This is a genomic window from Alteribacter salitolerans (assembly GCF_016901055.1).
Classification (GTDB): domain Bacteria; phylum Bacillota; class Bacilli; order Bacillales; family Salisediminibacteriaceae; genus Alteribacter; species Alteribacter keqinensis.
Map to the genome: position 1 here is coordinate 265,290 of NZ_JAFEUX010000001.1, position 14,082 is coordinate 279,371.

At 42.9% G+C, this 14,082-nt stretch carries 10 protein-coding genes; all 10 read left to right on the forward strand.

Going from position 1 to position 14,082, the window contains the following annotated elements:
- Positions 1 to 332 precede the first annotated feature (332 nt).
- The 10 genes from JSY36_RS01295 to JSY36_RS01340 all read left to right on the forward strand — a co-directional run bounded on the left by JSY36_RS01295 (position 333) and on the right by JSY36_RS01340 (position 13,941).
- Positions 333 to 1,475 carry a CapA family protein gene (locus JSY36_RS01295; protein ID WP_205164921.1) on the forward strand — a complete coding sequence of 381 codons (1,143 nt, stop codon included), beginning with the start codon at positions 333 to 335 and terminating at the stop codon, positions 1,473 to 1,475.
- A 195-nt stretch (positions 1,476 to 1,670) separates the two neighbouring features.
- Positions 1,671 to 2,744 (forward strand): ABC transporter ATP-binding protein, encoded by a 1,074-nt coding sequence (locus JSY36_RS01300; RefSeq protein ID WP_205164922.1) that lies wholly within the window; start codon positions 1,671 to 1,673, stop codon positions 2,742 to 2,744.
- Positions 2,741 to 4,270 (forward strand): ABC transporter permease/substrate-binding protein, encoded by a 1,530-nt coding sequence (locus JSY36_RS01305; RefSeq protein WP_205164924.1) that lies wholly within the window; start codon positions 2,741 to 2,743, stop codon positions 4,268 to 4,270. Before JSY36_RS01300 ends, JSY36_RS01305 begins: the two co-directional genes overlap by 4 nt.
- 111 nt (positions 4,271 to 4,381) lie before the next feature.
- Positions 4,382 to 4,804, forward strand: coding sequence for a universal stress protein (locus JSY36_RS01310; RefSeq protein ID WP_205164926.1), 423 nt, complete (start codon positions 4,382 to 4,384; stop codon positions 4,802 to 4,804).
- Between the two features lie 70 nt (positions 4,805 to 4,874).
- Positions 4,875 to 5,282, forward strand: a complete 408-nt coding sequence (locus tag JSY36_RS01315) for a CoA-binding protein (RefSeq protein WP_205164927.1) — start codon at positions 4,875 to 4,877, stop codon at positions 5,280 to 5,282.
- Positions 5,283 to 5,686: 404 nt separating this feature from the next.
- On the forward strand, positions 5,687 to 7,657 hold the full coding sequence (parE, locus tag JSY36_RS01320) for a DNA topoisomerase IV subunit B (protein ID WP_205164928.1): 1,971 nt from the start codon (positions 5,687 to 5,689) through the stop codon (positions 7,655 to 7,657).
- 4 nt (positions 7,658 to 7,661) lie between these two features.
- A complete protein-coding gene (parC, locus tag JSY36_RS01325) occupies positions 7,662 to 10,139 on the forward strand; it encodes a DNA topoisomerase IV subunit A (protein WP_205164930.1) in 2,478 nt (825 codons plus the stop codon).
- 894 nt (positions 10,140 to 11,033) lie between these two features.
- The gene (locus JSY36_RS01330) at positions 11,034 to 11,738 is read left to right on the forward strand and encodes an ABC transporter ATP-binding protein (protein ID WP_205164932.1); all 705 of its coding nucleotides are present in this window, start codon (positions 11,034 to 11,036) and stop codon (positions 11,736 to 11,738) included.
- Complete coding sequence (locus JSY36_RS01335; RefSeq protein ID WP_205164933.1) at positions 11,725 to 13,002, forward strand: ABC transporter permease; 1,278 nt, start codon at positions 11,725 to 11,727, stop codon at positions 13,000 to 13,002. The genes JSY36_RS01330 and JSY36_RS01335 overlap by 14 nt, the downstream gene beginning before the upstream one ends.
- 423 nt (positions 13,003 to 13,425) lie before the next feature.
- Positions 13,426 to 13,941 (forward strand): GNAT family N-acetyltransferase, encoded by a 516-nt coding sequence (locus tag JSY36_RS01340; RefSeq protein WP_205164934.1) that lies wholly within the window; start codon positions 13,426 to 13,428, stop codon positions 13,939 to 13,941.
- Positions 13,942 to 14,082 lie beyond the last annotated feature (141 nt).

Here is a 14,082-nt window from a genome sequence, read left to right on the forward strand (position 1 = left end):
GGCTCAAGTGCTGATAAGCTGTCCCGCGCGGTCGTCTGTGACCGGCAGGGGCAGCTTTTTTATTTACTGGGGGATGGGTGGACACTAAAAGTAAAATAAAGGCGGCCATCTGTAGAAAAGGTCATTGTAAACCTAAAATAATATCATCAAAACGCAGAAATGCTTCTTGTAAGTGTAAAAAGGCATTGCATTGAAAGCGAAGCGGGACTTAAACACTACTATAGAGAAGAAAAATATAACCGAAAATGTAATCTGATTGTCATAAATCGTTACATAAAAGACATGTTTTTGTTATGATAGATGAGAATGCTCAAAAATGAGAGGGTTTTACGATGAAAACAACTATTTCTGTTGTTCTGGCAGGGGTTGTGATGGTCAGCACACTTTTTGGTTTTAAGTTTGTAGAACAAGCAAGCAGCCAGGCACCGGTTACTTTAAATGAAAATAAGGTTATTCGTGAAGAAATTCAATTACATAGAGAAATGCAAATAAAGAATGAAGCAACAATTATCGGCGGAGGAGATGTCCTCATTTCCAACAGTGTCTTTGATGATGCACGGAATGAAGAAGGTTTTGACTTTATTCCCATGTTCGAAAAGATCACTCCGTACATAAACGAGGCTGATTTTTCAATCATTAACCTGGAAACGATGCGTGGAAGTCAGTATCCCGCTTCAGCAGAAGTTTCGGATGCACTCAAAGGAAGCGGCTTTAATATGCTCACTCTTGCCAATAGCCATACACTGGAAAACGGGGAAGAGGGTGTACTAGAGACGATTAAACATCTCAATGACAGTGGCCTCCCGTATACAGGGGCATATGAATCACAGGAAGATAAAGAGAATGTAAGAATCATAGAGATCAATAATATTTCTTTTGCCTTTTTATCCTACTCCCAAGGCACAAATGGCATGCCTGTACCTGAGGGTAAAGATCATCTTATCTCTTTGATTGAAGAAAGTACCTTGGAAAGTGAAATCAGAGAAGCAAAGGAAATGTCTGATGTGGTTGTCCTTAACCTTCACTATGGGGAAAAATATACAGATTACCCGAACGAGTACCAGACGTATTTTTCCTCGGTTGCAGCCGAAGCCGGAGCTGATATCATCTTTGGGCATCATCCCCAGGTTCTTCAGCCTTTTGAATGGCTGAAAACAAGTGACGGCAGAGAAGTCTTTGTCGCTTACTCACTCGGAAACCTCATTTCCGGGCAGGAAGAACTAAAAAGACGTATCGGAGGACTGGCCCAGGTAACAGTCAAAGAAGTCATTGCAGGTCCTGCCACATTTACGATCATTGATAACCCACGCTTTATTCCTGTATACACAGACCGGAGCGAAGGAGGGAGAAACTTTACTGTCCTTCCGCCTTCAGAAATGAATAATGAAATTCTGGTTGATTGGGAAAATCATTTTGATTCCGCATACGAACATGTAAGCCAGTGGATGAATGAATTGGAAATCGGATCTGAATAAGACTTGAAAAACACTGTGTACCATCGTGGTCCACGGTGTTTTCGTGTCTGATTGAATATTTCACGTACCGTAATTACGTATAAAAAAGAAGGTTTCAAAACACAAAATTAACGGAATATTAATGAAAGTATGCACTTAAATCAGACACAAATTACAGCTTAAATGAAGTATTAAATAAAGAAGGAAGTGTGATAGATGATTGAATTTTCATCAGTATCAAAAGTGTTTGATGACGGTACAAAAGCCGTAGATTCCCTTAACTTTTGCATCAACCGCGGAGAATTCTTTGTATTGATAGGTCCCAGCGGATGCGGAAAAACAACAACGATGAAAATGATCAACCGCCTTATTGACCCTACAGAAGGCATACTAAAAATTAACGGTAAAGATATTCAGGACGAAGACATAAAAGAGCTCCGGTGGAATATAGGCTATGTTCTCCAGCAGATTGCCCTTTTTCCTCACATGACTATTGCTGAGAATATTGCTATTGTCCCGGAATTAAAAAAATGGAAAAAGACTGAGATTACGAAACGGATTGATGACCTGTTATCTATGGTCGGTCTTGATCCGGCCACGTACCGGGACAGAAAACCCAAAGAACTGTCCGGTGGTCAGCAGCAGCGAATCGGGGTTATCAGGGCACTGGCAGGAGACCCGGATATTATCTTAATGGACGAGCCTTTCAGTGCGCTCGATCCTCTGAGCCGCGACCAGCTTCAAAAGGATATTGGAAAACTGCAGAAAGAAATTCAAAAGACGATTGTTTTTGTCACCCATGACATGGACGAAGCTCTTCAGCTCGGTGATCGGATCTGCGTAATGAAAGAAGGGGCTGCTGTCCAGATCGACACGCCTGAAAACATACTGAAAAAACCTGCAGACGATTTTGTGAAAGAGTTTCTCGGAGACCGTAAAAATGCATGGTCAGAGGAAGTGAATCACCTCGTTTTAAAACAATCCAGCTACATAATTAATCAGAATGATCTCGAAAACCCGGCCGGGAAAACTCATGCGGGTCCCTTCGTCTGTTCAAACGATCAGGAACTGTTTCTGGGAAGAATCGCGCAGGATGGTGAGATTCACGCTTTTCATGACACAATTCATCCTGAATCCTCAATTGAAGATACGGTAGCAACATTTAAACATACAGGCCAGGATGTACTGCCGGTTGTAGATCACGAAGGACATCTTGTTGGTGTCGTTACAATAAGAGACGTGATGTTTTATTTAAATGACTCCCGTGAGCAGGGGAGGCGTTCCCGATGATCTTATTGTTTCAGAATTTTATACAGTTGTTTCAGGCGAGACAGGACATGCTGTGGGCAGCTACATGGGAACACTTGCAGCTGTCGATTATCTCTCTTTTATTAAGTGTATTTATTGCTTTGCCACTTGGAATCATCCTTACAAGGAACAGGAGAATAGCTGAGCCCGTAATAGGTGCATCCGCTGTGCTTCAGACCATTCCGAGTCTTGCTTTACTTGGTTTTATGATACCGTTAATCGGTATTGGTACCACCCCTGCTATTGTTGCTTTAACCGCATACGCTCTGCTCCCGATCCTTCGTAATACGTATACAGGTATAAGAGAAGTGGATCCTTCTCTGGTCGAGGCGGCCAGAGGGATGGGGATGAGCTCAATTAAAAGGCTTCATAAAGTTGAGCTTCCAATCGCAATGCCTGTAATCATGGCTGGGATACGAACTTCCATGGTTTTAATCGTTGGGACAGCCACACTTGCTGCGTTAATTGGTGCGGGCGGGCTGGGTGATTTAATCATGCTCGGTATTGCAAGATCAAATAATGAATATATTCTACTCGGTGCAATACCTGCGGCTCTGCTGGCTTTATTTTTCGATGCCGTCCTGAGAGTGACAGAAAAGCGGTCAGGAGGCAGTTCGATCATGCCGATTGTATCTGTGGTTGTTGTGGCTTTATTAATTGTCTCAGCGCCATTAGTCATCAGACCCCAGCAGGCAGACATTACGATCGGGGGGAAATTAGGGTCAGAACCGGAGATTATCATTAACATGCATAAATTGCTGATCGAAGATTCAACGGACCTCGTTGTTGACTTGGAGCCAAACCTTGGTCAAACCGACTTTGTCTTTAATGCCATACAGTCCGGCAATATTGATATTTATCTCGAATTTGCAGGAACTGCAATTATGACTTTCCTCGATGAAGAACTGGAAACGAATGATGAAGAGGAAGTATTTGAAATGGCAAAGGAAGGCATGGATGAAGAATACGGTCTCGTTTTTCTTGATCCGATGGAATTCAATAATACGTATGCCATTGCGATGATGACAGAAACAGCAGATGAACTTGGCGTGGAAACCATCAGTGATCTTAGAAATTATAACAACGAACTTACGGCAGGATTTACTCACGAATTTGCAGATCGTCAGGACGGGTATTTAGGTATTCAGGAGGTCTATGATGTTAATTTTGACGTTGTAACGATGGAAGCCGGGCTCAGACCTCACGCGTTACAGTCTGGAGATATTGATTTAATGGATGCCTACGCAACAGACTGGTACATTGTAGAGTATGACATGACCGTACTTGAGGATGATGAAACGCTCTTCCCGCCATATCAGGGAGCTCCACTAGTACGAAGAGATATTCTGGAACAGTATCCGGAAATTGAAAACGTACTTAACCAGCTAGGCGGAAGGATCAGTGATGAACAGATGCAGGAGATGAATCACAGGGTTGAAGTCGGAGATGAAAATGCTTCTGATGTCGCAAGGGAATTTTTAGTGTCTGAAGGGTTACTGGCTGAATAAATTCTTTTAGGTGCCTCCAATGTAATGGGGGCACTTTTCTTATTAATAAAGGAAATTGACATTCCTTGTAGAATTAAAAAGTAAACGATTACATACGGAAGGGGGATGCAGATGTACAAGAAAATCCTGTTGGCAGCTGATGGTTCCGAACATGCCGTGCGTGCCACTGAAAATGCTGTATATATTGCTCAAAAAAAGAATGGCACCCGGATTGACCTCGTTCATGTGGTTGATGAAACACCGGTCAGGTCTGATGTTCTCAGCCAGGCATACCCTATAAGAACAATCCCCGAGGAAAGGGTGGAGAAACTGGCACCGATCATTGATAAATTGAATGAGAGCGGTGTGCAATTTCAGACAAAGGCATTTTTTGGTGACCCCGGGCCCTCAATAGTAAAAGCAGCCAATGAAGGTGATTACGATCTTGTCATCATTGGCTCCCGAGGGTTAAATCAATTTCAGCAAATGGTCCTTGGCAGCGTGAGCCATAAGGTTGCAAAGCGGGTCAAATGCCCGGTAATGATCGTTAAATGACCCGTTGTTTGGCAGCAGGACATTAGAGGTATGATAATAAGTAGTCTGTTTAAGAGGAGTGATTGTACTTATGAACAACCCATTGAGAGACGAAATTAAAGATATTCTTAATTCTGCAAAAACAATCGCGGTCGTCGGTCTCTCAGACAACCCAGGACGAACATCCTATCAGGTGTCTGAAGCCATGCAGAATGCCGGATACAAAATCATACCGGTTAACCCCAACTGTTCAGAAGTTCTTGGGGAAAAAGCATTGGGTTCACTAAGTGAACTGGAAGGACCAGTGGATATTATTAATGTCTTCAGGAGAAGCGAGTACCTTGCAGGTGTGGCAGAAGAAGCGTCTAAAGTGAAAGCTGATGTCTTCTGGGCCCAGTTGGGACTTGAATGTGAAGAAGCTTACAGAATAGCCAGAGAAGCCGGAATGACTGTGATTATGGACCGGTGTATAAAAGTAGAGCACGCGTTAACAAAATAATGACAGACGCCCCTTCTCCCAGTCAGGTGAGGGGGCATTTTTCTGTTTTATCTCCTTATCCGCGATTTTCGTTTAGAGAATGGAAAGGATGGGGACAACAAAAATAGAGTGAAAGGTTTTGACGGACAGTAGGACTTTTCTTGTTTTCGGGGTAATAATAGAAGAATAAATCCTGTTATTTCAACAATTATTGCGGAAACTCCTTGAAAAATGAAACGTTAATCGCTACATTAAACATAGTGCTAAAGGCGCTTTCCACTAAATACCATGATTTTATCATCTCACTGACAGGAACGTCCGTTCGTGTGATATGATAGTATAACCGTTAATAATATTCTATTCTTTATTAGATTCATTTTTAAAATTGGAAAGCGGGCTTGAACAGATAGAAAGGAGTAACAAGATTGCAGCAGAATTTTACTTACAACGATGATGCAATTCAAGTGTTAGAAGGTCTGGATGCTGTCAGGAAACGTCCTGGTATGTATATCGGCAGTACAGACCACCGGGGTCTGCATCACCTCGTATTCGAAATCGTCGATAATGCTGTCGACGAAGCATTGGCCGGTTTCGGTAATGATATAAAAGTAACTATACATAAAGATGAAAGTATCAGTGTAAAAGACGAAGGACGGGGTATGCCTACAGGAATGCATGCTACCGGGAAGCCGACCCCTGAAGTTATATTTACCGTGCTTCATGCCGGAGGTAAGTTTGGCCAGGGGGGCTATAAAACCAGCGGTGGTCTTCACGGTGTCGGATCCTCTGTTGTAAACGCACTTTCCGAGTTTCTGGAAGTGACCATTTACCGGGATGGCCAGGTGCATCAGCAGCGGTTTGAAAACGGGGGGAAGCCCGTTACAACCCTAGAAAGGAAGGGCACTACCCGTAAAAACGGTACTGTCGTTCATTTTAAACCTGATCCATCTATCTTCAGTACAGTGCACTACAACTATGAAACGTTGTCGGAACGTCTCCGTGAAGCAGCATTTTTAATTAAGGGCATGCGGATTGAACTCGTTGACGAACGCCCTAAAGGGGAAGTTGTCCGTGATGTTTTCCAATTCGATACTGGCATTGAAGCATTTGTTGATTACCTGAATGAAGAAAAGGAAACGCTGCACCCCGTTGTTTCTTTTCAGGGAGAACAGCAGGGAATTGAAGTGGATTTTGCCTTTCAATACAGTGATGCCTATACCGAAAACATGCTGTCATTTGTTAATAACGTACGGACGAAAGATGGAGGCACCCATGAACTCGGGGCTAAGGCTGGAGTAACACGAATCATCAATGAACATGCAAGAAAGCTTCAGCTACTGAAAGAGAAAGATAAAAATCTTGATGGAAATGACATCCGCGAAGGGTTCACGGCTATCGTTTCTATACGCGTGCCGGAGGATAAACTGCAGTTTGAAGGTCAGACAAAAGGAAAGCTTGGAACAACAGAGGCACGTTCAGCTGTGGATTCCATCGTCAGTGAAAAGCTCAGCTTCTTCCTTGAAGAAAACCCAGAGGTCAGCAACACGCTGATCAGAAAATCGATTAAAGCAGCCCAGGCACGTGAAGCTGCACGTAAAGCCCGTGAGGATGCCCGTAACGGGAGGAAGAATAAGCGTAAAGACGCCATGCTTAGCGGGAAGTTAACACCTGCCCAGTCAAAAAACCGGGAGAAAAATGAACTTTACCTGGTAGAGGGCGACTCTGCAGGAGGTTCTGCAAAGCAGGGACGAGACCGCAAGTTTCAGGCGGTACTTCCACTCCGTGGTAAGGTTATCAACACAGAGAAAGCCAAGCTTGCCGATATTATGAAAAACGAAGAGATCCGCACCATTATCTATGCTATCGGAGGAGATGTTGGACCGGACTTTGATATTGAGAACATCAATTACGATAAAATAATTATCATGACCGATGCAGATACAGACGGGGCCCATATCCAAGTGCTTCTTCTTACGTTCTTTTACAGGTATATGAGGCCGCTTATTGAAGCAGGCAAGATCTATATCGCTCTTCCGCCCCTTTACAAAGTAAGTAAAGGAAGCGGGAAAAAAGAGAAGGTCGAATATGCCTGGGACGAAGACGGAATGAAAAAAGCTATGAAAAAAATCGGTAAGGGCTATACCATTCAGCGGTATAAAGGTCTTGGTGAGATGGATGCGACACAGCTTTGGGAAACAACAATGAACCCTGAATCCCGTACTCTTGTACGAGTGCGCATTGACGACATTGCCCGTGCGGAAAGACGCATCTCAACATTAATGGGTGACAAAGTCGAGCCAAGGCGTAAATGGATAGAGAAAAATGTGGCCTTCAGTCTCGAAGAGGAAACGAATATTCTGGACAGTGAAAACTTAATGGTCACAGAGGAGGAATAGTCAAGTGGAACAAGAAAAAGACCGTTACCTGGACTTGCCTCTTGAAGATGTGATCGGAGACAGGTTCGGGAGATACAGCAAATACATTATTCAGGACCGGGCATTACCTGACGCCAGGGACGGGCTTAAACCCGTTCAGCGGCGTATTTTATATGCCATGCACCATGACAGAAACACGGCAGACAAACCGTTCCGTAAATCGGCCAAAACAGTTGGTAACGTTATCGGTAACTATCACCCTCACGGAGATACATCCGTATACGATGCCATGATCCGGCTGAGTCAGGACTGGAAAATGCGTCACCTCCTTGTGGAGATGCACGGAAACAACGGATCGATTGATGGAGATCCACCTGCAGCCATGCGTTATACAGAGGCAAGGCTGTCGAAAATATCTTCCGAGATGCTTAAGGATATCGAAAAAGATACGGTGGAATTTATGCCGAACTTTGACGACTCTGATTCAGAGCCTGTTGTGCTCCCATCTCGGTTTCCGAACCTCCTTGTAAACGGGTCGACAGGAATTTCAAGTGGGTATGCCACAGACCTCCCTCCCCATAACCTGGGAGAAGTCATTGATGCAGCCATCATGCAGATGGAAAAACCGGATTGTACGATCGATGATTTAATGGAGCATATTAAAGGTCCTGATTTCCCTACAGGCGGTATTATTCAAGGGGTTGAAGGACTGAAGAAAGCGTATGAGACCGGCAAGGGAAAAATTGTTCTCCGTGGAAAAACAGAGATTGAAACGATGCGCGGGGGCCGTGAGCAGATTACAATTCATGAGATTCCTTATGAAATTAACAAAGCCAATCTTGTTAAGAAAATGGATGAGCTCCGTTTGGATAAGAAGGTTGACGGGATTGCAGAAGTGCGGGATGATACGGACCGCACAGGACTGCGCATTGTCATTGAGTTGCGAAAAGATGCAGATGCACAGGGAATCCTAAACTTCCTGTTTAAGAACACAGACCTGCAGATTTCCTACAACTTTAATATGGTTGCTATCTACAAGAAAACGCCACAGCAGCTTGGTCTTAAAAAGCTTCTTGATGCCTACATACAGCACCAGAAGGAAGTTGTGACCCGCCGTACAGAATTTGACTTGAAAAAAGCCAGGGACCGTCAGCATATTGTCGAGGGACTTATTAAAGCCGTTAGTATTCTTGATGAAGTGATCGCAACGATCCGGGCAAGCAAGGATAAAGCTGATGCAAAACGTGCCCTTCAGGACGCGTATGGTTTTACAGAACCACAGGCAGAAGCCATTGTAACCTTACAGCTGTACCGACTTACCAATACCGATATTACAACGCTTCAAAATGAATTTGATGAGCTTCGTAAACAGATCGAAAAGCTTTCAGAGATTCTTGGCAGCGAGAAAAAGCTTATCGGTGAGATTAAGCGGGAGCTCCGTGCCATTCGCAAAGAATATGCAGAAGACCGCCGTTCCCTGGTAGAAGAAAAAATCGAGGATCTTAAAATTAACCTCGAAGTTGTGGTGCCTTCAGAAGATGTCATCGTTGCTGTAACAAAAGAAGGCTATGTTAAACGGTCCAGTCTTCGTTCCCATGCGTCGTCCAAGGGAGAACCGCCTGGCATGAAAGAAAATGACAGGCTCATTGGCGAATTTGAGATGAATACTACGGAAACACTTCTTCTGTTCACAAAGAAAGGTTCCTATTTGTTCTTACCTGTTCATCAGCTCCCGGATATCAGATGGAAAGATAACGGACAGCATGTAGCGAACATCGTACAGATGGCCAGCGATGATGTAGTATTAAAAGCCATTCCGATTTCGGAGTTCAATGAAGCGGAGTACCTTCTTTTTGTTACGAGAAACGGCATGGTGAAACGTACACCACTGGCAGATTATAAAGCCCAGCGTTACTCAAGAGCCTTAATGGCAGTTAAACTGAAAAAAGACGATGATTTGATTGATGTCCATGTTACAGACGGAAATGCACAGCTTTTCTTCGCCACTCGACTAGGGTTTGGTCTTTGGTATGATGAAGAAGAAGTGAGCGTAACCGGACAGAGGACTGCTGGTGTAAAAGCCATTAATCTTAAAGATGATGATGTGGTGGTCAGCGGCCAGGCATTTTCAAAGGACGCCTCACCATCACTCTTCTTAATTACCCAGCGGGGAGCATACAAACGAATGTCTCTATCCGTCTTCGAAAAGACGTCGCGGGCAAAACGGGGCGTTGTTATGTTAAAAGAGCTCAAGCGACAGCCACACCGTGTTACGAAATTCTTTGCAACAGAAGGAGCAGTTACTGTTCATATTCAGGCAGCAGACGGCTCTGTAGAAACGGTTGATACTAAAAAAGTACGAGCAAGCGACCGTTACACAAACGGATCCTTTATCTTTGACGTCACTCAGACAGGCGAAGTGAAAGACGCCTGGCTGCTACCGTCAAACACTACTCCTGAAAAAGTAACTGTAAACCCTGACAACGATCCAACTCTATTCTGAGACAATTAAATCACTCATATGAAAGCCCGCCTTTCCGGTTTGGAAAGGCGGGCTTTCTGCATCCCAAAATTGTGCGGGGTCTGTAGCCGTCAAGTTAAGCAGAACTTGACGGTTTCTTTCGTTTTCTTTCCTAAACTTACTTTCCTCTGGTAATTTAGACATGACAAAGAAGCTTCCTTTTGGAAGATTTTTTTGAACTTAAACAAATTCCGCTACAGGCGGACGCTTTCCGTGGGCATCACTTCAGCCTCCTTGGGAAAGACCGCCCTGCGGGGTCTTCAGTTGATGCTAATCCCACAGGAGTCGCCACCTTTCGCTCCACTTCCTTTTTTGATAAAACTGATCCTTACAAAACAACACCTTTCTTAAACCCTTAATAGTTCTGTTCCCTCACCATTATTTATCGTGTCTTTTAAGACCTTACACGGTGTGTCCCGTTTCTTCTTTTTACATTTTCTGCATTTAGAAACCTGTAAGCTGCTTCATGTTTAAAAGCACTCAAATAAGAATGTAAAAGAGGATGTAGCCGGAATGTTCGAGACTCCTGCGGGAGCAACGAGCGTTTACATCACGAATAAGCTACGAGTTGCTTCGACGCAGAAAGCTGCGAAGCATAACTGGCAGAGGAAGAAGCAGTGGTGCTTCCTCTGCCGGCGCCCCCGCGGAAAGCGAAGGGCATTCCGGCTACATCCTGACTTCTTCTGCTTCAAATTCTTAAATCGCTTAACTTGATGGCTATGGGGTCTGTCCCCATACAATTTCCAGAAAAGGGTTGACATCCATTCGTTTCCAATATATGATCTTAGTGTATTAATAATTGTAATACACTTAAGACACAAGAGACACTTTGTATTTGAAACTATTTATAAAGATTCCAGGGAGGAAGAGTGAAAGATGATAAAGGTGGAGCATCTGCATTATTCTTATGTGATCGGGAAGAAAGGAAAGCAATCGTCTGTACCTGTATTAAAGGATGTATGCTTTGAAATAAATAAAGGAGAAATTGTTTCGATCATAGGCAGGAGCGGTTCCGGGAAGTCGACGGTACTTAATTTACTGTCCGGCTACATAAAAGCAGATTCCGGAAAGCTTACGATTAACAGTACAGATGTTACTGACTTAAACGAAAAACAATGGGCAAAGTTCCGGCTGGATCATTTCGGATTCATCTTTCAAAATTATGAATTGATTCCCGGGCTTACAGCTTTTGAAAATGTGGAACTGCCCCTCACATTAAAAGGAATTGACAGAAAGACAAGAGAAGGGAAAGCCCATGAAATGCTTCAAAAAGTGGGGTTATCCGAACATAAGGGGCACTATCCAAACGAACTTTCAGGCGGGCAGCAGCAACGGGTATCCATTGCAAGAGCTCTTATTACAGAACCGATGATGATTCTGGCAGATGAGCCTACAGGAAGTCTCGATTCAGAAACAGAGGCAGAAGTGCTCAGCCTGATTAAACAGTTAAACAAGGACCAGCAGATCACTTTTCTGATTATTACTCACGATCATGAAGTTGCAAACATTGGAAATCGCACCCTTAAAATCCATGATGGAATGATGAAGCAGGAAGGCGGCGTGTACTTTGAAGCTAACTGATCAAATTCAATTTGTTTCAAGAAACATGAAGAAAAACAAGCTTCGAATCTTTATGACCATACTGGCCACGACAATGGGATGCTCTTTTCTTATCGTGTTGGCCTCAATCGGATTCGGGTTGCAAAACAGTCTGATGGAAGAAGCTTCGAGTCACCAGCCACTGACTCAAATTGATGTAAACGGAAAAATGATCGATGATGAATATCACCCTATGTCAGAAGAATGGCTTGATGATGTTAAAAGCACCGAAGGCATCCAGTCGGTCGTTCCTCAATCCAGAATAGATTCATTTACAGAAATAACCCTGGATAACAAGTATAGAGGAAACGTAGATGGTATTATTACAGACTTCGAGGCGGAAAAAGAGAGTAATCTGAGACTATCAGAAGGACGTTTTCCGGATAATGATAACGAAATAATTGCCGGATATCATGTTCATGAAATTTTATATGAATTTAATGCGGAAACAGGGGAGTATCCTGATGACGAGAGCACAGAACTTACTGCTTTTAACGATAGCTTAATCGGGGAAACTGTTTTATTTACTATTGCCGGTGAGAATGAAAATACTGCGTACTCTGAAGAGTTTACGATTGTTGGCATAGTAGATGAACCTTCAAGAGACTGGCTGCAGGATTGGAGCTTATATTTAGGAGACAGTAAGCGTGAAGAAATATTAGCGTTAACGGGGCAGGAAGGCATGTACAACAGTGTAACAGCCCATGTAGCAGGTGTAGACCAGGTCGAAGATGCCACAAATGGTCTGAAAGAACAGGGGTTCATGGTTTATTCCATTTCAGAAGAATTGAAAGGAATGAATATTTTTTTTACGGCTTTTAAGGCTGGATTGATATTTATTGGAACAATAGCGGTCCTTATCGCTTCGATTGGCATATTTAATACGATGACGATGGCTGTAACGGAACGTACACATGAAATTGGAGTGATGAAAGCGCTGGGAGCAAACCCTTCAGCAATAAAACGAATGTTTCTAATGGAGAGTGCTTCAATCGGCCTTCTTGGTTCTTTGTTTGGTGTCGGAATCGCTTATGTTGTCAGTGTGGGGGCTAATCTATTTATCCCAATGATCCTTGAGGCAACTACAGGGGCAGAGGGGATTGACATTACCTTTTCTTATATTCCATTCCAGCTGGTAATGATAGCAACTGGAATCAGTGTGGCTGTTGCTATGCTGTCAGGGTTCAGACCTGCAGCAAAAGCAACACGCGTTAACGTATTATCTGCGTTAAGACGCGAGGCGTAACCAAAAAAAAATAACCGTCTGAGATCCAGTCGGTTATTTTTTTTTTGGTTGTGTTTGATTTGTAATTAATCATTCTGATGAGTATAAAAGAGTAAGTAACACCTCTAATCGTATCTTAGTTATGTAAACTAATACTTTCTCCATATAATATTGAAACCGTACCTTCGCAGAGAGAATCATTAAGGATAAATACAATAAATATTAACAGCTGTCTTGTCACAACGACTGTCAAAATAACCATGATAATTATTGAATCATTAGTACTTTAGGTACAAATGAAGTGAAACTTTTGTTCTTCATCTACTAACAAAGTAACTGATTGTTTACAACTTAATTACAGAGTGATGACAACTAATACTTAAGGTTTAAGATATGGTACATTTGTGTAAGAAAACAATTATTCGGAAGAATTTGAGGGGTAATATGCACCGGACAATTATTCGTACCATCGAACCAGAAGATTTATCGATGCTCAAAGCAGCGTTTATTACACGCGGTCTTGATCGTGATAAAGAATATTTTGAACGCTGCCTTGAAGAAAACAAGTATAATGAAAGAATTACCCTGCTGGCTTTTTATAATAATACTCTTGCGGGCTGCTGCCAGATGAAATGTCATTCGGAATATTCCTATTTTAAAGAAAAGCATATTCCTGAGATCGGTGATTTGATTGTATTTCCGGAATTCCGGCGTAGTGGCATTGCAACGGTAATGATGGATGAACTTGAACGAATAGCATTAAAGCATCATAACAATGTAGGGCTGGGCGTCGGTTTATACAAGGATTACAGTACGGCAATGCACATTTATCTGAAACGGGGGTACCTGCCGGATCTGCAAGGTATAACGTATGATAATGAGCCTGTTGAACCCGGCACAAAGGTGACGGTAGATGATCAGCTGCTTATGTATTTTGTAAAAGATCTTCGTAATGAATAAGAAAAGATATTAATTCCTGACTCAAAACAGTCGGGAATTTTTTTATACACGATAGAATTAACCATAATATGATTATGTAAACAAAAAATAATTCATATACGTTAAGCTGGAAGACTGCCGCATACTAAGTAAGCAAAGAAG

Bases quoted from the DNA above. Each gene is read 5' to 3' on its own strand.
- JSY36_RS01295 (WP_205164921.1), top strand. From the start codon at position 333: ATGAAAACAACTATTTCTGTTGTTCTGGCAGGGGTTGTGATGGTCAGC.
- JSY36_RS01340 (WP_205164934.1), top strand. From the start codon at position 13,426: ATGCACCGGACAATTATTCGTACCATCGAACCAGAAGATTTATCGATG.
- JSY36_RS01330 (WP_205164932.1), top strand. From the start codon at position 11,034: ATGATAAAGGTGGAGCATCTGCATTATTCTTATGTGATCGGGAAGAAA.
- JSY36_RS01300 (WP_205164922.1), top strand. From the start codon at position 1,671: ATGATTGAATTTTCATCAGTATCAAAAGTGTTTGATGACGGTACAAAA.
- JSY36_RS01315 (WP_205164927.1), top strand. From the start codon at position 4,875: ATGAACAACCCATTGAGAGACGAAATTAAAGATATTCTTAATTCTGCA.
- JSY36_RS01310 (WP_205164926.1), top strand. From the start codon at position 4,382: ATGTACAAGAAAATCCTGTTGGCAGCTGATGGTTCCGAACATGCCGTG.
- JSY36_RS01305 (WP_205164924.1), top strand. From the start codon at position 2,741: ATGATCTTATTGTTTCAGAATTTTATACAGTTGTTTCAGGCGAGACAG.